This window comes from Streptomyces sp. DSM 15324 (assembly GCF_001514285.1).
Classification (GTDB): Bacteria; Actinomycetota; Actinomycetes; order Streptomycetales; family Streptomycetaceae; genus Streptomyces.
The window spans coordinates 169,392-186,416 of sequence record NZ_KQ949037.1; the positions used below are offsets into that span (position 1 = coordinate 169,392).

A 17,025-nucleotide genomic window follows, 5' to 3' on the forward strand; every position below is an offset into this window, starting at 1 on the left:
CCCGGCGGGGCACACAATAAGTCCGTTGTGTCAGAAAGCGGTGCATGTTTGACGAAATCCGGGCATCGCAGGGCGTACACCACATCGGGAGACCATGTGAGCGTCGAACCTCCGTCCTCCGACCGCCCCACGGGACCCCCTTCGGGTCCCCTCTCGGGCCCCTCGCAACCACCCCCGCCGTCCTCCTCCGGACCACCCACCGAACCGGTGGACCCGGTGTCCTCCGGCGGCTCCTCCGGTGGTTCGTCGGGTGGTTCGTCCGGTGGGTCCTCGGGCGGATCGCCGGGTGGCGACGTCCCGGACGGCCCGCCCGGACCCGACTCCGGACGGCCCTGGTGGCGGTCCGCTCCCCGGCTCGCCCTGCTCGGCACCGCGCTCGTCGCCGCCGTGGCCCTCGCCGTGCTGCTCACGCTGCCCGGCGGCGGCCCCGGCGGCTCGGGCGCCAAGATCTTCACGCTGGCCGCCGCCAACGCCGGGCCGGACCCGTTCACCGAGTCCACGGCCACCGACAGCTCCACCACGACGGCCTCCGCCGCCCCCGCACCGGGCACGACCGAGCCCGCCGACAACGCCCTCAAGGGCGTCGACGGCGGGGCCGCCGGGGTGTACGGCGGCACCCGCGACAACGCCAGCTGCGACGTGGAGAAGCAGATCGTCGTACTCCAGGCGGCCCCCGCCAAGAACACGGCGTTCGCCTCGGTGGCCGGGGTCGAGCCGGCAGGGGTACCGGACTACCTCCGCTCGCTCACCCCCGTACAACTGCGCATGGACACCTGGGTCACCAACCACGGCTACCGCGACGGCGCCGTCACCACCTACCAGTCCGTCCTGCAGGCCGGCACCGCCGTCCTCGTCGACGGACGCGGTATGCCCCGGGTGCGCTGCGCCTGCGGCAACCCGCTGACCAAGCCCGTCCCGCAGCAGAGCGCCCCGGAGCGCACCGGCGACACCTGGCCCTCGTACCGGCCCTCCGACGTCGTCGTGGTCACCCCCGCCAAGAAGGTGGTCAAGGAGTTCGTCCTCTACGACCCCGACCACGGCCACCACTGGTTCGCGCGGCACCGCGGCGACTTCAGGGGCAAGCAGGACCGGACCACCCACCCCCCGAAGCATCCCCTGGTGTTCGTGATCATCAAGCCGTCGCCGCAGCCGACCGGCTCCAGCACGAGCCCCTCCACCTCCGCGTCGCCCTGTGGCCCGGGCCGCAAGACCTCCTGCCCGCCCACCTCGCCCTCCCCGTCGCACTCGTCGCAGTCGCCGGGCTCGAAGTCCCCGTCGTCCAAGTCGCCGGGCTCGAAGTCCCCGTCGCCGTCCCCGAGCCCGAAGTCGCCGAGCCCGGTGTCGCCGTCCTCCTCGCCGCCCAGGCACGGCCTGGTGGAGGAGTCGTCGACCCCGCCCTCGTCCTCCGGGCAGAAGCCGCCGGAACCGCAGGCGCCGAGCACCTCGGTGCTGACGTCCTCCGGCTCCTCCGGAAGTTCCCCGACGCTGTGAGGCAGCCGATGCGGGCGGACGGGGACTGCGCGGCGCGGCACGGGGTACGAGCACAGGTGCAGCAGCGTCCGGCCAGTCCGGCTTCCCAGAGAGACACGCATGATCGAGCACCTGGACGGGGCAGTGATACCGACTGGTTTCGACGTACCCGTGGAACCGCTGAGGCGAGCGGCGCACTACACCGGTGAACCCGGATGCATCGCCGAGGCCCGCAGTTTCGCCGCGCACTTCGTCGACCAGCTCCGCAACGAGTGGTGCGCGCGCATCGGTGAGCGCGCGAGCGGCGAGGTCATGCTCGTCGTCAGCGAACTCGTCACCAACGCCGACCGGCACAGCAACGGCCCGTACATCCTGGAACTCGAGGGCACCGACCACAGCGTCACGGTGTGTGTCTACGACAGCAGCGACGCGCTGCCCCTGCGCTTTCCCAAGGACCCCGAGCGCGTGGGGCGGCACGGCCTGGAGATCGTGCACGCGGTGGCGGTCGAGGTCACCGCCGAGCGCGTGCCGGTCGGCAAGCGGGTCCGTGCCCTGCTCACCTTCGGCACGTGACGGCGAGTGACCCCGGCCGCCGGGGTCAGGCGCAGCCCAGCTCGCCCAGCATGCCCTCCCGCAACCGCGTGATGATCCGCTTGATCAGCCGGGACACATGCATCTGGGAGCAGCCGAGCTGTTCGCCGATCTCCGCCTGCGTGGCCTCCTCCACGAACCGCAGATGCAGGATCCGCCGGTCGCGTTCGCCGAGTTCGGCCATGAGCGGGGCGAGTGACTGGAAGTCCTCTACCAGCCGCAGCCCGTCCTCCTCCACGCCGATGAAGTCCGCGAGGACCGACTCGCCGTTCTCCGGGCCGTCGCCGGTGAGCGCGGCGTCGAGCGAGGAGGAGTTGTAGCCGTTGGCGGCGATCTGCGCCTCGACCACCTCGTTCTCCGGCAGGTTCATCAGGGTGGCCAGCTCCGCCACGGTCGGCTCCCGGTCGAGCCGGCCGGCCAGCTCGTCGCGTGCCTTGGCCAGTTCCACCCGCAGCTCCTGGAGCCGCCGCGGCACGTGCACCGCCCAGGTGGTGTCCCGGAAGAACCGCTTGATCTCCCCGACGATGTACGGAAGGGCGAAGGAGGTGAACTCCACCTCGCGGGAGATCTCGAACCGGTCGATGGCCTTGATCAGCCCGATCATCCCGGTCTGGACGATGTCCTCCATGTCGTCACCGCGGCCGCGGAACCGTCCGGCCGCGAACCGCACCAGGGACATGTTCATCTCGATGAGCGTGTTGCGGGCGTACTGGTATTCGTGCGTGCCCTCTTCGAGTTCGGTCAGCCGTTTGAAGAAGTGGCGGGACAGCTCCCGTGCGTCGCGCGGAGCGACGCTCCGCGGGTCCTCGACTCCCGGCAACGATGCTCCACCCGTGCTGGAACCGGCGGTGTCCTCGACGACCTTGCCCTCCGACCCGATCACGGCGGTGTGCATTACCTCTCCCCACGAAAGTCACGGTTCGACGTGTTCTGTTCTCGCTGCGTGAGCGGACGGGCCCTCGCCCGACGCGCTCAGGGGGCGGGTACCCCGACTTCGCGGGGACATGCGCACGGAGAGGAACGATTCCCTCCGCCGCGCTCCAGGGCCGGTCCGAGACCGGTCCCTGGCGGGAGTTCCCGGCGCACGATTCCACCGAGGGCGGAACCGGAATCCCCTCCCGGCGCGCCCCCGGCTCCTAGGCTGGAGCGGTGACCGATCAAGCGCCGCACCGAGCCCGTGTGATCCCCCTGCGCCCGCCCGCCGGACACCCGGCCCCCGAGCGCCCCGCGCCCCGGGAGCCGCTCTGGCGCGACCTCGTCGGAGATGTCCTGCGCCGCGAAAGGCAGTCCCAGGAACGCACGCTGCGGGACGTCGCAGACGCGGCGCGGATCTCCATGCCCTACCTGTCCGAGGTGGAGCGCGGCCGCAAGGAGGCCTCCTCCGAGGTCCTCGCGGCCGCCGCCCACGCCCTAGGCCTGAGCCTCGGCGACCTGCTGGCCAGGGCTCAGGGCGAACTGGTCCGGCTCGCCCGGCCGGCCCGTCCCGGCCGTGCGACGCCGAACTCCCCGTACGACGGCCTCTGCCTGGTCGCCTGACGGCGGATCAGACGCCGACGAGGCGCCGGCTCAGCACCTCGTCGGCCAGTCCGTAGGCCACCGCCTCCCGTGCGGTGAACACCTTGTCGCGGTCCATGTCCGCGCGCAGGGCGCCCGGGTCGTGACCGGTGTGCCGGGCGAGCACCTCCTCCACCTGGGCGCGGATGCGGACCATCTCCCTGGCCTGGAGCGCCAGATCCGAGACCGTGCCCTGACGGCCGCCGCTGGCCGGCTGCCCGAGCAGCACCCGCGCGTGCTCCAGCACGAACCTCCGGCCCGGGTCCCCGCCCGCCAACAGTACGGCCGCCGTCGAGGCCGCCTGCCCGACACAGAACGTGGAGACCGGCGCCCGGACGAACGTCATCGTGTCGTAGATCGCCATCAGCGAGGTGAACGAGCCGCCGGGGGAGTTGAGGTAGAGCGCGATCTCCTGCTCGGGGGCCGCCGACTCCAGATGGAGGAGTTGCGCGATGACGACATTGGCCACCCCGTCGTCGATCTCGGTGCCGAGGAAGATGATCCGCTCCGACAGCAGCCGGCTGAACACATCCGAGGACCGCTCGCCCTGCGCGGTGCGCTCGACCACGTGCGGAATCGTGTAGCCGCCCATGTCACAGCCCCATCCGTCGGCGTGCCGGGGTGGGCCGGACCTCGGTGAACGACTCCACCACCCGGTCCACGATGCCGTACTCCCTGGCCTGTTCGGCCGTGAACCAGCGGTCGCGGTCGCCGTCCCGGGCGATCGTCTCGGGTGTCTGGCCGGTGTGCTCGGCGGTGAGCCGCTCGATGGTCCGCTTGGTGAACTCGTGGTTCTCCGCCTGGATCTCGATGTCGGCCGTGGTGCCGCCGATCCCGGCCGACGGCTGGTGCATCATCACCCGGGCGTTCGGCAGCGCGTACCGCTTGCCGGGCGCGCCCACGCCCAGCAGGAACTGGCCCATGCTGGCCGCGAAGCCCAGGGCGAGCGTCGAGACGTCGTTGGGGATCAGCCGCATGGTGTCGTAGACGGCCAGTCCGGCGTGCACCGAGCCGCCCGGGCTGTTGATGAACAGGGCGATGTCGGTGTGCGGGTCCTCCGCCGAGAGGATCAGCAGCTGGGCGCAGACCCGGTTCGCCGACACCTCGTCGACCTGGGTGCCCAGCAGCACGATCCGCCGGGCGAGGAGCTGGGCGGCGAGATGGTCGTCGAACCGGGTGGACGGGGTGTCGCCGTCCTCGGCCCGTGGGGCGAGCGTGGTCGGTGCGGGCATCGGTTCTCCTCGGGGTCGCGGGGATGCCGTCGCCTTCACTGGCGGCCCCGGAGCGCACCCTCGGCCGGTTTCTCTGCCCGCGGCAGATCGGCCCTGGGCAGAGGACCCGCTCAGCCCTTCTCGCGCAGCTGCCGGAAGAACGCCCGCACGTCGTCCACCAGCAGATCGGGCTCCTCCATCGCGGCGAAGTGGCCGCCCCGGTCGAACTCCGTCCAGCGCACCAGGTTCTCCGTCCGTTCCGCCCGTCCCCGCAGCGGGATCTGCGGTTCCGCGGGGAACAGCGCGAGCGCGGTCGGCGCGGCGGACGGCTCGTGCGGCGCGGCCTTCCTCCCGTCCCCGGCGTGCAGGCGCTCGTAGTAGATCCGCGCGGACGAACCGGCCGTCCCCGTCAGCCAGTACAGCATCACGTTGGTGAGCAGCCGGTCCCGGTCGACCGCCTCCTCCGGCACCTCCCGCGCGTCCGTCCACTCACGGAACTTCTCGACGATCCAGGCGAGTTGCCCCACCGGGGAATCGGTCAGGCCGTACGCCAGGGTCTGCGGGCGGGTGGACTGCTGGACGGCGTAGCCGACGCCCTCCGCCGAGAACGCCGCCCACCGGCGCCAGGACTCCCGCGCGCGCTCCCGTTCCCCGGGGCTCATCGCCTCCAGTTCCCCGGGTGTGGGCTCCCGGGTCGCCTGGGCCCCCGGCAGCAGGTTCAGATGCACCCCGATCACCCGGCCGGTGTGGGCGCGCCCCAGTTCGCGCGAGACCGCCGCCCCCCAGTCGCCGCCCTGCGCCCCGAACCGCTCGTAGCCCAGCCGGGTCATCAGCTCGGCCCAGGCGTCCGCGACCCGGCCCGCCTCCCAGCCCGCGCCGGTGACCGGCCCGGACAGCCCGAACCCCGGGATGCCCGGCACCACGACATGGAAGGCGTCGGCCGGGTCCGCGCCGTGCGCCGCCGGATCGGCGAGCGGCCCCACCACGTCCAGGAACTCCACGATCGAGCCGGGCCAGCCATGGGTGAGGACCAGCGGGGTCGCGTCCGGTTCGGGGGAGCGTACGTGCGCGAAGTGCAGGTGCGTGCCGTCGATCGTGGTGGTGAACTGCGGCCACTCGTTCAGCCTGGCCTCCGCCGCCCGCCAGTCGTACTCCTCGCGCCAGTACCGGGCGAGGTCGCGCAGATAGTCGCCCGGCACGCCGTATGCCCAGCCGGTGTCGGGCAGCCCCTCCGGCCAGCGGGTGCGGTCGAGCCGGTCGTACAGGTCGTCGAGGTCGTGTTGCGGGATGTCGAGACGGAAGGGACGGATGCGACGGTCCGCGGTCGATGACGTCATGGGACCGGATGCTAGGGCGACGGACCCTCCGCCATCCGGATTGTTTCCGGCCGCACCGATGAGTTCCCGGGCGTCCCCCGGTCGACACTGGTGACCGCGTTCCACGCCCCAGGAGGGACCTCATGACCACCGACGGATTCACCACGTGCCTCTGGTTCGACGGCCAGGCCGAGGAGGCCGCCCACCACTACGTGTCGATCTTCGACAACGCCGCTGTCGGGCGGGTGACCCGCTACACGGAGGCCGGACCCGGTCCCGCCGGAACCGTGGTCACCGTCGAATTCACCGCCAACGGCCAGAAGTTCATCGCGCTCAACGGCGGCCCCGAGTTCACCTTCAGCGAGGCGATCTCCTTCCAGATCGACTGCGCCGACCAGGACGAGGTGGACCACTACTGGGCCAGGCTCACCGAGGGCGGCGGCGAGCCCGGGCCGTGCGGCTGGCTGAAGGACAAGTACGGCGTGTCCTGGCAGGTCGTCCCGACCGAGCTCATGGCCATGATCACGGACCCCGACCAGGAGAAGGCCGCCCGGGCCACGAAGGCGATGCTCTCCATGGGCAAGCTCGACATCGCGGAACTGCGCAGGGCCTACGCCGGCGGGTGACGGCGGGGGCCGTACGGCGAGGGCCCTACGGCGGCGGCGCGCTACCCGGCCCCGGCCTCCGTGAGGATCTCCCTGATCACATGGCGGGAGTTCTCCGCCAGCGCCGGGTTGGTGTCCCAGTAGTACGGCAGCTGGATCAGGGAGATCGACAGGGCCCAGCCCCGGCCGCGCGCCCACTCGTCGTCGTCCGCGCCCACCGCCTCCCGGAACGTGCCGCGGGCCGAGGCGGGCAGCAGGTTCCAGGCCGGGACGAGGTCGACCGCCGGATCACCCACGCCGACCGTGCCGAAGTCGATCACCGCGGTCAGCCGCCCCCCGGCGACCAGGACGTTCCCGGGGGAGAGGTCCCCGTGCGCCCACACCCCCGGCGCGGTCCGTTCCGGCACCCGCAGCGCCTCCTCCCACAGGGCGGTGAGCGGGTCGGTGTCGATCCGCCCCCGCAGCCGCGCCAGGGCGTCCCGGGTGTGACCGTCGCGCCCGCCGAGCGGTCCGCCCCGGGGATTCGGCGGCCCGCCCGGGACGTCGACCCCGCGCAGCGCGGCGACGAACGCCCCGAGGTCCGCCGCCAGCCGCCGCGGTTCCTCGACGGCTCCCGCGACCGGGTTACGGCCCTCCAGCCAGCCGTAGACGGACCACGGCCAGGGGAAATCCGCGCCCGGTGCGCCGTCCGCCAGCGGCACCGGCGCGGCGACCCGCAGACTCGGCCCCAGCCGGGCCAGCCAGCGCCGCTCGTGCGCCACGTCCTCCACCGCGCCGGGATGCCGGGGGAGCCGGACCACCTTGTCGGTGCCCAGCCGGAACATGGCGTTCTCCGTCCCCGAGGACGGCAGGCGCCGCACGGGCAGCCCCGCCCACTCGGGGAACTGGTCGGCGATCAGCCGGCCGACCAGCGCGGCGTCGAGATCGACCTCGTCCGGGTGCATCCTCTGGGCACACATGCGGCCCATTGCAGCGGACCGACGCCCGGCCGTCCAACGAATAGATCGGCACGGGCGTCGGTCCGGCGGCTCAGACCGGTTGGCGGTTCGGACCGGCCGGTGGTTCAGACCCGGTCGGCCACGATCATCAGATACTGGAAACTGCCGTTCTTGTAGGCGGTCAGGAACGTGTCCTCGATACCCGTCACCAGATGGTCGGCCTGCCGGCGCAGCTCCCAGTACGGGATGGCCGTCGCGGTGAGGTCCTCGACGTGGACCGGCACCAGCCGGTTGTCCGCCATCGCCCGGAAGTACCGCGAGCGGGGGTGGATGTCGCAGATGTAGTGCGCGTTGATGAGCGAGACCTCGCGCGAGGCCTGCCCGTACGTGTCGTTGTAGCAGCCGGTGATCACGACATAGCGGCCGCCGCGGCGCAGCAGCCGGGCGTGTTCGGCGAACAGCAGGTCCAGCTCGACGTACATGCTCGACTCGTTGTTCCACGAGGCCGCGTACGCACCGGTCTCCAGGCCCGTGTCCAGCATGTTGCGGTGGTGGTAGCGCACCTTGTCGTCGATACCCCGCTTGCGGGCCTGCTCGCCCGCGAACGCCGCCTGCTTGGCGGAGATCGTCACCCCGTCCGCGTGGCAGCCGTAGCGCAGATTGGCCGTGACGCTGCCGCCGCCGCGCCCGCAGCCGGCGTCGAAGACCCGGTCGGACGGGGTGAGGGGACCGAGCCAGGAGGCCAGGAGCTCCGCCTGGGCGTGCTCCAGCCGGTGCAGTTCGGTGGTGATCCGCTCCTTGCGCAGCTCGGGGTCGGGCTCGTCGAGCACCGACCGGTCGGCGTCACCGACGCCGTAGTGATGGTGGTAGAGATCGTCGATCCGGCCCAGTTCGAGGTTGACCGGGTTCTCCTCCGCGTTCCAGTAGTCCGCGATCCGGTTCTGGTAGACGGACTGGGTCGGCAGCGGCAGGGCCTCGGTGAGCGCCTCGGGGGTCATGGTCAACGGTGACTCCTTGTGATGGTGATGGTGATGCTGTACTGCGTCATGCGACGGAAGGTCAGAGGAGCGCTGCTCACCAGTAGTCGGGCAGCGCATAGCGATGGGTGTTGGTGGCGTGCCACTCGTGGTTGCCGGCCACCCAGTCCGACAGACCCCGCAGGTAGCGGTCGACGAGCGGTGAGGTCGCGGCGAGCACCGCCGCCTCCGCCTCGAACGCCTCCATCACCTCGTTGTGGAGGTCCACCGACTTCAGATAGGCGGCCTTCAGCCCGCGCCGGTCGTTGGCGGCCACGACCTGCGGCAGGTTGAGGTGCGTGGGGTCGGACGCCAGCTCCTTGGTGAAGGAGTACAGGTCGTTCATGATCGTGGTGGCGTTGCAGGCGAGCGCCGTGACCCGCTGGACCTCCGGGCGGGCGTAGAGCTGCTCGGGCAGTTCGTAGCCGTCGACCATGTCGACGATCGACAGACACGGCCGGAAGTTGTTGAACTGCCGCATCACCAGGTACTCCCAGACCTTGGGCCGGTACCCGGTCTCCATCCAGGCCGCCTCGCCGAGATAGCCCAGGTGCAGCCGCGCCATGTCGTGCACGAACCGGTCGGCCTGGCTGGGGGTGGCGAGGGCCGCGTAGTCCTTCAGCGCCCAGAAGTACGAGCGCAGCGGACCGTCGGCCTGCATGCCCCGCGTCCACTCCTCCTGGTGCGCGGGCGGCCCGTGGAAGGGGTCGAGCGCCGACTGCGCGAGGATCAGCCGGCCGGCCAGCCCGGTGCGGGAGCCGCCCCGGCCCTCGTCCTCCTCGCAGTAGCAGCTGTCCACGACGTTCTCCGCCAGCAGCAACTTGCCGGCCACCGTGAGCCGGTCCAGATCGGCGGCGCCCGGATGCTGGAGCACCACGGCCCGCCCGAACTGGAACCCCGTGAAGTCGCCGTTCCAGGCCGTCGGGAACAGATCCAGGCCGCGCGCCCACTCCTCCAGCCGGCGGTCGACCTCCGCCGCCTTCTGCGGGTCGGCGGGGGCGACCTCGCGGTGGCGCAGACCCGGGATCGCACCGCCGCGCCGGGCGGTGAGGCTCGCGGCGAGGTTCGGCGGTCCCGGCAGCCCGCCCCCGGTACCGCCCAGCCGCACACTCCCGGCCGTCACTCGGCCGTCCGGCCGATCTGCACGTTCTCCAGGATGCCCGCCGCGTCCGGCACCAGCAGCGCCATCGAGTAGTACGCGGTGACCAGGTACCGGATGATCGAGTTGGCGTCGATCCCCATGAACCGCACGTTCAGTCCCGGCTGGAACTCGTCCGGGATGCCCGTCTGGTAGAGGCCCACCGCGCCCTGGTCGGCCTCGCCCGTGCGCAGCGCGATGATGCTGCTGGTGTGCTGCTCGCTGATCGGGATCTTGTTGCACGGGAAGATCGGCACGCCGCGCCAGGCCGGGATCTCATGCCCGTCCACGGTCGCCGTGCCCGGCACCAGACCGCGCCGGTTGCACTGGCGGAAGAACGCCGCGATCGCCTTGGGATGAGCGAGGAACAGCTTGGTCTTGCGCCGCATCGACAGCAGCTCGTCCATGTCGTCCGGGGTCGGCGGCCCGGTGAAGGTGCTGACCCGCTGACCGTAGTCGACGTTGTGCAGCAGCCCGAACTCCCGGTTGTTCACCAGCTCCCACTCCTGGCGTTCCCGGATCTCCTCGACCGTGAGCCGCACCTGCTGCTGCGTCTGGTCCATCGGGTTGTTGTAGAGATCGGCGACCCGGGTGTGCACCTTCAGCACGGTCTGGGTCAGCGACAACTCGTACTCACGCGGCGAGAGTTCGTAGTCGACGTAGCCCGCACCGATCGTCGGCTCGCCGGTGTGGCCGGCCTGGAGCGGCTGCTCCGCCTCTCCCTTGCGGTTCATCGGCCGCCGCTGCCGCTCGGCGTACGCCTGGAGGTGCGCGGCGAGCGAGGGGACCCGGGAGAGGAACTCCCGCAGCACGTCCCCCGGCAGCACCAGCAGCACGCCCGAGGTCTCCGCGCGCACCGACGACAGCCACAGCGGGTCGTCCTGTCCGATGGCCTCCTCGCCGAGCTGGTCGCCGCCCGAGACGACCCCGACGATCTCCTCCCCGCCGTACTTGCCGGCCGTGTAGCGGGTGAACCGGCCGTGCACGACGAGATAGGTCTCCGTGACCGGCTGACCCGCCTCGAAGATCACCTGCCCGGGCCGGACCTCACGGGTCTGGAAGCGGGACGCCAGCTCCGCCAGGGTGCCGTTGTCGGAGTAGCCCCGCAGGACGCGCAGCTCGGTCAGGGTGTCCGGGAGGACCCGGATGTCGTCGCCGCCGTTGTGCACGAACTGCACCCGGCCCCGGCCGACGGACAGTTGCAGACGCCGGTTGACCCGGTAGGTGCCGCCCTTCACGTCCACCCACGGCAGCATGCGCAGCAGCCAGCGCGAGCTGATCGCCTGCATCTGCGGTTCGGACTTGTGGGTGGTGGCGAGCTGGCGGGCCGCCCGGGTGCTGAGGCTGGTGAGCGAGCCGTCGGCCGACGGCTCGAAGGGGGGTTCGTCGAGAGCGGAAGCGGTGGCACTGTCCGGTGTGGACACAGTCTCTCCAGAAAGCTGGTGCGCGGAGCTGGGCGGACGGTTCGCGAAGCGCGGTTTCGAAGATCCGCGGGCACCAGCCAAACACCCTCGGTGAGCGAGGGGTACGGCGCGAATGGGGCGGATACGGGTGTCATGGGTGCGCAGCGGGGCGGATGGGGGAGAAGGCTCCCCAAGTGCCTCAGGAGAAGGCTCGGGCACTCCAACGCGCCGCGATCAAGAGGGTTGGGAAAGATCGTTCACCAGAACGGCTGCGCCGTCGAACTGACCTGCGGCGAGGTCCCGCAGGGCCTGCGGGGCCCGGGACAGGGGATACGCGTGGGTCGTCGCCCGGACGCCGAGCCGCGCCGCCAGGGTCAGGAACTCCCGCGCGTCGGTACGGGTGTTGGAGGTGACGCTGCGTAGCTCCTTCTCGTAGAACAGCTCGCGCTCGTAGCGCAGCGGCGGTACGTCGCTGAGATGGATCCCCGCGACGGCCAGCACCCCGCCCCGGTCCAGTGCCCGCAGCGCCACCGGCACCAGCTCGCCGACCGGCGCGAAGAGGATCGCCGCGTCCAGCGGCTCCGGAGGCGCCTCGTGGGCGTCCCGCGCCGAGGCCGCTCCCAGCTCCAGCGCCAGCCGCCGTGCCGCTGCGCCCCGGGTCAGGACATGCACCCGGGCGCCCTGGGCCAGCGCCACCTGCGCGCACAGGTGGGCGCTTCCCCCGAAGCCGTACAGCCCGAGTCGCCCGCCCGGCGGCAGCGCGGTCCGCCGCAGCGCCCGGTAGCCGATGATGCCCGCGCACAGCAGCGGCGCGAGCGCCACCTCGTCCACCCCCTCCGGCAGCGGATGGGCGAAGGCGGCCGGTACCGTCGTGTACTCGGCGTAGCCGCCGTCGGCGTCCCAGCCCGTGTACGACGACGCCGGGCACAGGTTCTCGGCGCACCGGGCGCAGTACGCACACACCCCGCAGGTGCGCCGCAGCCAGGCCACGCCCACCCGGTCGCCCGGCGCGAACCCGGCCACCGCCTCGCCCCGGCCCGCCACCACGCCGACCACCTCATGCCCGGGCGTCACCCCCGGCCGACGTACCGGTAGATCACCCTCGGTGACATGCAGATCGGTGCGGCACACCCCGCAGGCGCGCACCCGCACCAGCAGCTCGTCGGCGCCGGGCACCGGCACCGGCCGGCGCACCAGCCGCAGCGGCTCCCCGGTCACCGGCCCGGGCTCGGCCACCGACCACGCGCCCATCGTCCCGTCCGTCATGACCCGCCCTGTCCTGCCGCCGGATCCACACCCCCCAGTGTGGGACGCGAGGGCGCGTTCGGCGCGCGCACCCACGAGCGGGTGGCTAGCGTGAGGATCCGGACACAGTCGTCTCTTTCGGAAGGGCCGCCGACATGGCCGTACAACCAGAGGGAACCCCGTGCTGGGCCGACGCGATGTTCACCGACGTCGAGGGCGCCAAGACCTTCTACGGCGAGGTCCTCGGCTGGACCTTCGGCGAGTCGTCGTCGGAGTACGGCAACTACACCCAGGCCTACGTCGACGGCAAGGCGGTCGCCGCCGTCGTCCCGCCGATGCCCGGCCAGGAGGGCCAGTCGCAGTGGTGTCTGTACTTCGCCTCCCCCGACGCGGCGGCGACGGCGGCCAAGATCCGCGCGCACCATGGCGAGGTGCTGATGGAACCGATGCAGGTGGGTGACTTCGGCACGATGTGCCTGGCGCGGGAGCCGAGCGGCGCGGTGTTCGGTGTCTGGCAGGCGGGGACCCACGAGGGCTTCGAGGCCGAGGCCGTCCCCGGCGCCTACGGCTGGGCCGAGGTCTTCACCCGGGAGCCCGAGCGGGCCGACACCTTCTTCTCCTCCGTCTTCCCGTACACCGCCCGGCAGATCGAGGACGACAACGTCGACTTCCGCATGTTCGACGTCGGTGACACCACGGTCCTCGGCCGGATGCGGATGACGGACGACTTCCCGCCCGAGGTGCCGTCCTACATCAACGTCTATTTCATCGTCGGCGACTGCGACGAGGCGGTGGCGAAGGCGACCAAGCTCGGCGGCGTCCTGCGCTTCGGCCCGATGACCAGCCCCTTCGGGCGCTTCGCCGCCCTCAGCGACCCGCAGGGCGCGAACTTCTCGGTGATCGACGTCAGCACCACCGAGGGCGAGCTGCCGCGGACCAGGCCGGCCTGACCGGCCCCGCCGCGCGGCCATGGCATGATCGTGCGCATGCGTGAACGTGTGGTGGCCGCGTGCGACGGGGCTTCGAAGGGGAACCCGGGACCGGCCGGCTGGGCATGGGTGGTCGCCGACGACGCGGAGAGCCCGGCCCGCTGGGAGGCGGGCCCGCTCGGCAGGGCCACCAACAACGTCGCCGAACTCACCGCGCTGGAACGGCTGCTGGCCTCCACCGACCCGGGTGTGCCGCTGGAGGTCCGGATGGACTCGCAGTACGCCATGAAGGCCGTCACCACCTGGCTCCCCGGCTGGAAGCGCAACGGCTGGAAGACCTCGGCGGGCAAGCCGGTCGCCAACCGGGAACTGGTCGTGCGGATCGACGAACTGCTCGACGGGCGCTCGGTGGAGTTCCGTTACGTGCCCGCCCACCAGGTCGACGGCGACCCGCTCAACGACTTCGCCGACCGCGCCGCCAGCCAGGCGGCGAGCGTTCAGCAGGCGGCCGGCAGCGAGCAGGGCTCCCCAGAGCCGCCGCCGTCCCCGGACACCCCGAAGCAGGCCCGTTCCGGCGGCGCCAAGTCGCCCCGCCGCGGCGGCGGTTCCGCCGCCCGTGGCGGCTCGTCCGCGCGCACGATCAAGGCCAAGTTCCCCGGCCGCTGCGTGTGCGGCCGGGGGTACGCGGCCGGCGAGCAGATCGCCAAGAACGCCCAGGGCTGGGGCCACCCCGAGTGCCGTACCGCCGAGGCCTGATCAGACGTCGAAGGTGTAGTGCGGGGTGTGGTCGAGCAGGGCCGCCGGGGTCATGTCGTTCCACGGCTTCATGGTCTCGTTCAGATCCACGACGTTCGGCGTCCCGCCGCCCGGTACGTACGCCGACCCCGGGTGCCGGCGCTGCCACTCGGCCCACAGCTTGTCGATGTAGGCGTGGTGCAGCCAGAACACCGGATCGTTGGGGGAGACACCGGTCGCCATCTGCCCGCCGACCCAGACGTGGACCCGGTTGTGCAGATTGACCCCGCGCCATCCCTCCAGATGGTTGCGGAAGCCGTCGGAGGCGCTGTTCCAGGGCGCCATGTCGTACGTCGCCATCGCCAGCACCGAGTCGACCTCGGCCCGCGTCGGCAGTTCGCGCACGCTCGTGCCGAGCGACCGGCGCAGGTAAGTGCGGTTGTCCACACGGACGTTGACCGGCCACTTGCCGGCCGACGCGGCGAACGGCCCGTCCATCACCTGCCCGTCCCGGCTGCGCCCCGTGCCGCCGAGGAAGTCGGGCGCCCACAGCGAGGAGCGCGGTGAGCGGTCGGTGGACCAGTCCCAGTACGGCAACGCCACCGACGCGTCCACCGACTGCAGCGCCCGCTCGAACTCCAGCAGGAAGCGGCGGTGCCACGGCAGGAAGGACGGCGACCGGTGGCCCGTGCGCTCGCCGTCGTCGGTGTCGCCGACGATGAACGCGTTGTGCGTGGTGACGAAGTCGTCGTAGCGGCCGCTGCGCTTCAGTTCGAGGACGGCGGCGACGAAACGCCGCTTCTCCTCGGCGGTCAGGGACGCCTGATTCTTGCGGACGGTCATCTGCGGGTGCTCCAAAGGGACTTGCGGAAAGGTCAGTTGGCGGGCGCGGGGAAGGGCAGCAACCGGGCGCCCTGCAGTTCGTCGACCGCGGCGCGGGCGGCGGCCCGCGGGGTGGACACCGGGTCGTAGTGGCTGACGACGCTGATCCAGGTGCCGTCGGCGTTGCGCATGACGTGCAGTTCGACGCCGTCCACGGACACCGAGTAGCCGCCGCCGTGGTGGTGATGGCCGCCTCCGGAGGACGGCCGGCCCTGTATCCGACGGCCCTTGTAGACCTCGTCGAAGGCGGCGGGGGCGTCGTGGTCGCGCGAGGGGGCGCTCGCCCTGGCCGCGGGGACGGCGAGCACCGTGGCGCCGGCGAGGGCGGTCGCGGCGGTGAGCGCGCGGCGACGGCTGAGGTCGGGCATGCGGAATCTCCTGGGGTGCGTTCGGTAGCCGACCGGGCATGCCTATCGGGCCCTTCGACAGCGGGAGAAATCCCGCGCGGCCGGTTGGCTGTGATCCGGACAATCACCCCCATGTCGTGCAATGTTCAACTAAGATGATCTTGGCGTCACGGAGGTCCGGGTGGGCGCGGAACGGGCAATTCCTTTCCGTGGAGACGCACCTTCCGGTGATCTTTCGCGCGCCGAGGTGCCGGCCGTGGTGTGGCTCACGTGGAGAAAGTGGCGGAAACCGGGAGCCGGGGTGCGTGGTGCGGCAACCCTCCACTGCTACCCTGCGTCGTCAACCCATCACATCCGGTCATTCCTAGGGGTATGCGTGAAGGTCGCCTGTGTCGGCGGCGGGCCCGCCGGCCTGTATCTCTCCGTCCTCCTCAAACTGCAGGACCCGTCCCACGACGTCACCGTCCTCGAGCGCAACCCCGAGGGCTCGACGTACGGCTGGGGCGTCACCTACTGGCAGGGGCTCCTCGACAAGCTCCGCGCGCGCGACCCCGAGTCGGCCCGCGCGATCGAGGAGCACTCCGTCGTCTGGAACCAGGGCGTCGCCCACGTCCGGGACCTGTCCACCCGTCAGCCCGGCGACGAGGGCCACGGCATCGGCCGCCACAAACTCCTGGAGATCCTGGCCGCCCGGGCCCGCGCACTCGGCGTACGGCTGGAGTTCGAGTGCGCGGTCACGGCCGACGATCTGCCCGACGCGGATCTCGTGGTGGCCGGTGACGGCGTCCACAGCGCGCTGCGCACCCGGCACGCCGACCACTTCGGAGCCGAACTCACCCCCGGCCGCAACTCCTACGTCTGGCTCGGCACCAGCAAGGTCTTCGACTCCTTCACCTTCGCCTTCGTGGAGACCGAACACGGCTGGATCTGGTGCTACGGCTACCCCTTCAGCACCGCGCAGAGCACCTGCGTCATCGAGTGCGCCCCCGAGACCTGTGCCGGGCTCGGCCTGGACCGGGCGAGCGAGACCGACGGCCTGGTCCAGTTGGAGAAGCTCTTCGCGCACATCCTCGACGGCCACCCCCTGATCGGCCGGGCCGGCGCCGACGGCGGCTCCCCGTGGCTGACCTTCCGCACGCTCACCAACCGCACCTGGTACCGCGACAACCTGGTCCTCCTCGGCGACGCCGCCCACACCACCCACTACTCCATCGGCGCCGGCACCACCCTCGCCCTGGAGGACTCCTTCGCCCTCGCCGACGCGCTCGCCGGGGGCGACGGCCTCCCGCAGGCCCTCGCCCGCTACGAACGCGAACGCCGCACCGCCCTGCTGCCCCAGCAGAGCGCCGCCCGCCTCAGCGCCCAGTGGTACGAGAACCTCACCCGGTACATCGACCTCCCCCCGGAGCAGATGTTCGCCCTCCTCGGCCAGCGCCACTCACCCCTGCTGCCGTACGTCCCGCCCCAGATCTACTACCGCCTCGACCGCGCCGCCGGACAGCTCGACTCGCTGCGCCGCCTCAAGCGCTGGCTCGGCCCCAGGATCGCGCGCAGCGCCCACACCCGGGCCCTGGCGGGCCGCAAGTAGCCCCCGCCGGCCCCGGCCAGGCGCCACCCCCCTTGGGTGAATGTGAATTCACTGCTA

Annotated in this window: 18 protein-coding genes; 7 read left to right on the forward strand and 11 right to left on the reverse strand. The window is 71.7% G+C overall.

Annotated features, from left to right (window positions below; translation table 11 throughout):
• Positions 1-96 precede the first annotated feature (96 nt).
• Complete coding sequence (locus AQJ58_RS35945; RefSeq protein ID WP_067258077.1) at positions 97-1,491, forward strand: DUF6777 domain-containing protein; 1,395 nt, start codon at positions 97-99, stop codon at positions 1,489-1,491.
• Between the two features lie 99 nt (positions 1,492-1,590).
• Complete coding sequence (locus tag AQJ58_RS35950) at positions 1,591-2,043, forward strand: ATP-binding protein (protein WP_067258079.1); 453 nt, start codon at positions 1,591-1,593, stop codon at positions 2,041-2,043.
• A 25-nt stretch (positions 2,044-2,068) separates the two neighbouring features.
• On the opposite strand, the gene AQJ58_RS35955 is transcribed toward AQJ58_RS35950, so the two are convergent.
• Positions 2,069-2,956 (reverse strand): RNA polymerase sigma factor SigF, encoded by an 888-nt coding sequence (locus AQJ58_RS35955; RefSeq protein ID WP_067258082.1) that lies wholly within the window; start codon positions 2,954-2,956, stop codon positions 2,069-2,071.
• A gap of 254 nt (positions 2,957-3,210) precedes the next feature.
• Between AQJ58_RS35955 and AQJ58_RS35960 the strand changes: the two genes are divergently transcribed.
• On the forward strand, positions 3,211-3,597 hold the full coding sequence (locus tag AQJ58_RS35960; protein WP_079079428.1) for a helix-turn-helix domain-containing protein: 387 nt from the start codon (positions 3,211-3,213) through the stop codon (positions 3,595-3,597).
• Positions 3,598-3,604: 7 nt separating this feature from the next.
• Here the strand turns inward: AQJ58_RS35960 and AQJ58_RS35965 are convergent, their stop codons facing one another.
• The 3 genes from AQJ58_RS35965 to AQJ58_RS35975 all read right to left on the reverse strand — a co-directional run bounded on the left by AQJ58_RS35965 (position 3,605) and on the right by AQJ58_RS35975 (position 6,163).
• On the reverse strand, positions 3,605-4,207 hold the full coding sequence (locus AQJ58_RS35965) for a ClpP family protease (RefSeq protein WP_067258087.1): 603 nt from the start codon (positions 4,205-4,207) through the stop codon (positions 3,605-3,607).
• A 1-nt stretch (position 4,208) separates the two neighbouring features.
• Positions 4,209-4,847 carry an ATP-dependent Clp protease proteolytic subunit gene (locus AQJ58_RS35970; RefSeq protein WP_067258089.1) on the reverse strand — a complete coding sequence of 213 codons (639 nt, stop codon included), beginning with the start codon at positions 4,845-4,847 and terminating at the stop codon, positions 4,209-4,211.
• A 110-nt stretch (positions 4,848-4,957) separates the two neighbouring features.
• The gene (locus AQJ58_RS35975) at positions 4,958-6,163 is read right to left on the reverse strand and encodes an epoxide hydrolase family protein (protein ID WP_067258092.1); all 1,206 of its coding nucleotides are present in this window, start codon (positions 6,161-6,163) and stop codon (positions 4,958-4,960) included.
• Positions 6,164-6,285: 122 nt separating this feature from the next.
• Between AQJ58_RS35975 and AQJ58_RS35980 the strand changes: the two genes are divergently transcribed.
• Positions 6,286-6,768, forward strand: coding sequence for a VOC family protein (locus tag AQJ58_RS35980; RefSeq protein ID WP_067258094.1), 483 nt, complete (start codon positions 6,286-6,288; stop codon positions 6,766-6,768).
• 41 nt (positions 6,769-6,809) lie between these two features.
• Here the strand turns inward: AQJ58_RS35980 and AQJ58_RS35985 are convergent, their stop codons facing one another.
• The 5 genes from AQJ58_RS35985 to AQJ58_RS36005 all read right to left on the reverse strand — a co-directional run bounded on the left by AQJ58_RS35985 (position 6,810) and on the right by AQJ58_RS36005 (position 12,493).
• Positions 6,810-7,706 (reverse strand): aminoglycoside phosphotransferase family protein, encoded by an 897-nt coding sequence (locus tag AQJ58_RS35985; RefSeq protein ID WP_067258182.1) that lies wholly within the window; start codon positions 7,704-7,706, stop codon positions 6,810-6,812.
• 104 nt (positions 7,707-7,810) lie between these two features.
• Complete coding sequence (locus tag AQJ58_RS35990) at positions 7,811-8,683, reverse strand: geranyl diphosphate 2-C-methyltransferase (protein WP_199844766.1); 873 nt, start codon at positions 8,681-8,683, stop codon at positions 7,811-7,813.
• Positions 8,684-8,759: 76 nt separating this feature from the next.
• Positions 8,760-9,824, reverse strand: a complete 1,065-nt coding sequence (locus tag AQJ58_RS35995) for a family 2 encapsulin nanocompartment cargo protein terpene cyclase (RefSeq protein WP_234360400.1) — start codon at positions 9,822-9,824, stop codon at positions 8,760-8,762.
• Entirely contained in the window at positions 9,821-11,263 is a 1,443-nt protein-coding gene (locus AQJ58_RS36000) for a family 2B encapsulin nanocompartment shell protein (RefSeq protein WP_067258099.1), read from the reverse strand. The genes AQJ58_RS35995 and AQJ58_RS36000 overlap by 4 nt, the downstream gene beginning before the upstream one ends.
• 213 nt (positions 11,264-11,476) lie before the next feature.
• On the reverse strand, positions 11,477-12,493 hold the full coding sequence (locus AQJ58_RS36005) for a zinc-binding alcohol dehydrogenase family protein (protein ID WP_199844767.1): 1,017 nt from the start codon (positions 12,491-12,493) through the stop codon (positions 11,477-11,479).
• Positions 12,494-12,642: 149 nt separating this feature from the next.
• Here AQJ58_RS36005 and AQJ58_RS36010 point away from each other — a divergent pair, with 149 nt between their 5' ends.
• Positions 12,643-13,437 (forward strand): VOC family protein, encoded by a 795-nt coding sequence (locus AQJ58_RS36010; RefSeq protein ID WP_067258105.1) that lies wholly within the window; start codon positions 12,643-12,645, stop codon positions 13,435-13,437.
• 24 nt (positions 13,438-13,461) lie between these two features.
• Positions 13,462-14,172 (forward strand): ribonuclease H family protein, encoded by a 711-nt coding sequence (locus AQJ58_RS36015; protein WP_067258108.1) that lies wholly within the window; start codon positions 13,462-13,464, stop codon positions 14,170-14,172.
• Here AQJ58_RS36015 and melC2 read toward each other — a convergent pair whose 3' ends face one another.
• Together melC2 and melC1 are read right to left on the reverse strand one after the other, a co-directional pair.
• Positions 14,173-14,994 (reverse strand): tyrosinase MelC2, encoded by an 822-nt coding sequence (gene melC2, locus AQJ58_RS36020; RefSeq protein ID WP_067258110.1) that lies wholly within the window; start codon positions 14,992-14,994, stop codon positions 14,173-14,175.
• 32 nt (positions 14,995-15,026) lie between these two features.
• Entirely contained in the window at positions 15,027-15,401 is a 375-nt protein-coding gene (melC1, locus tag AQJ58_RS36025) for an apotyrosinase chaperone MelC1 (RefSeq protein WP_067258113.1), read from the reverse strand.
• Positions 15,402-15,756: 355 nt separating this feature from the next.
• Here melC1 and AQJ58_RS36030 point away from each other — a divergent pair, with 355 nt between their 5' ends.
• Positions 15,757-16,968, forward strand: a complete 1,212-nt coding sequence (locus AQJ58_RS36030) for an FAD-dependent monooxygenase (protein ID WP_079079429.1) — start codon at positions 15,757-15,759, stop codon at positions 16,966-16,968.
• Positions 16,969-17,025 lie beyond the last annotated feature (57 nt).

Excerpts from the sequence above, each read along its gene's own strand:
- AQJ58_RS35950 (WP_067258079.1), top strand. The coding sequence starts at position 1,591 with ATGATCGAGCACCTGGACGGGGCAGTGATACCGACTGGTTTCGACGTA.
- AQJ58_RS35955 (WP_067258082.1), bottom strand. The coding sequence starts at position 2,956 with ATGCACACCGCCGTGATCGGGTCGGAGGGCAAGGTCGTCGAGGACACC.
- AQJ58_RS35965 (WP_067258087.1), bottom strand. The coding sequence starts at position 4,207 with ATGGGCGGCTACACGATTCCGCACGTGGTCGAGCGCACCGCGCAGGGC.
- AQJ58_RS35970 (WP_067258089.1), bottom strand. The coding sequence starts at position 4,847 with ATGCCCGCACCGACCACGCTCGCCCCACGGGCCGAGGACGGCGACACC.
- AQJ58_RS35975 (WP_067258092.1), bottom strand. The coding sequence starts at position 6,163 with ATGACGTCATCGACCGCGGACCGTCGCATCCGTCCCTTCCGTCTCGAC.
- AQJ58_RS35980 (WP_067258094.1), top strand. The coding sequence starts at position 6,286 with ATGACCACCGACGGATTCACCACGTGCCTCTGGTTCGACGGCCAGGCC.
- AQJ58_RS35985 (WP_067258182.1), bottom strand. The coding sequence starts at position 7,706 with ATGTGTGCCCAGAGGATGCACCCGGACGAGGTCGATCTCGACGCCGCG.
- AQJ58_RS35990 (WP_199844766.1), bottom strand. The coding sequence starts at position 8,683 with ATGACCCCCGAGGCGCTCACCGAGGCCCTGCCGCTGCCGACCCAGTCC.
- AQJ58_RS36005 (WP_199844767.1), bottom strand. The coding sequence starts at position 12,493 with ATGGGCGCGTGGTCGGTGGCCGAGCCCGGGCCGGTGACCGGGGAGCCG.
- AQJ58_RS36010 (WP_067258105.1), top strand. The coding sequence starts at position 12,643 with ATGGCCGTACAACCAGAGGGAACCCCGTGCTGGGCCGACGCGATGTTC.
- AQJ58_RS36015 (WP_067258108.1), top strand. The coding sequence starts at position 13,462 with ATGATCGTGCGCATGCGTGAACGTGTGGTGGCCGCGTGCGACGGGGCT.
- melC2 (WP_067258110.1), bottom strand. The coding sequence starts at position 14,994 with ATGACCGTCCGCAAGAATCAGGCGTCCCTGACCGCCGAGGAGAAGCGG.
- melC1 (WP_067258113.1), bottom strand. The coding sequence starts at position 15,401 with ATGCCCGACCTCAGCCGTCGCCGCGCGCTCACCGCCGCGACCGCCCTC.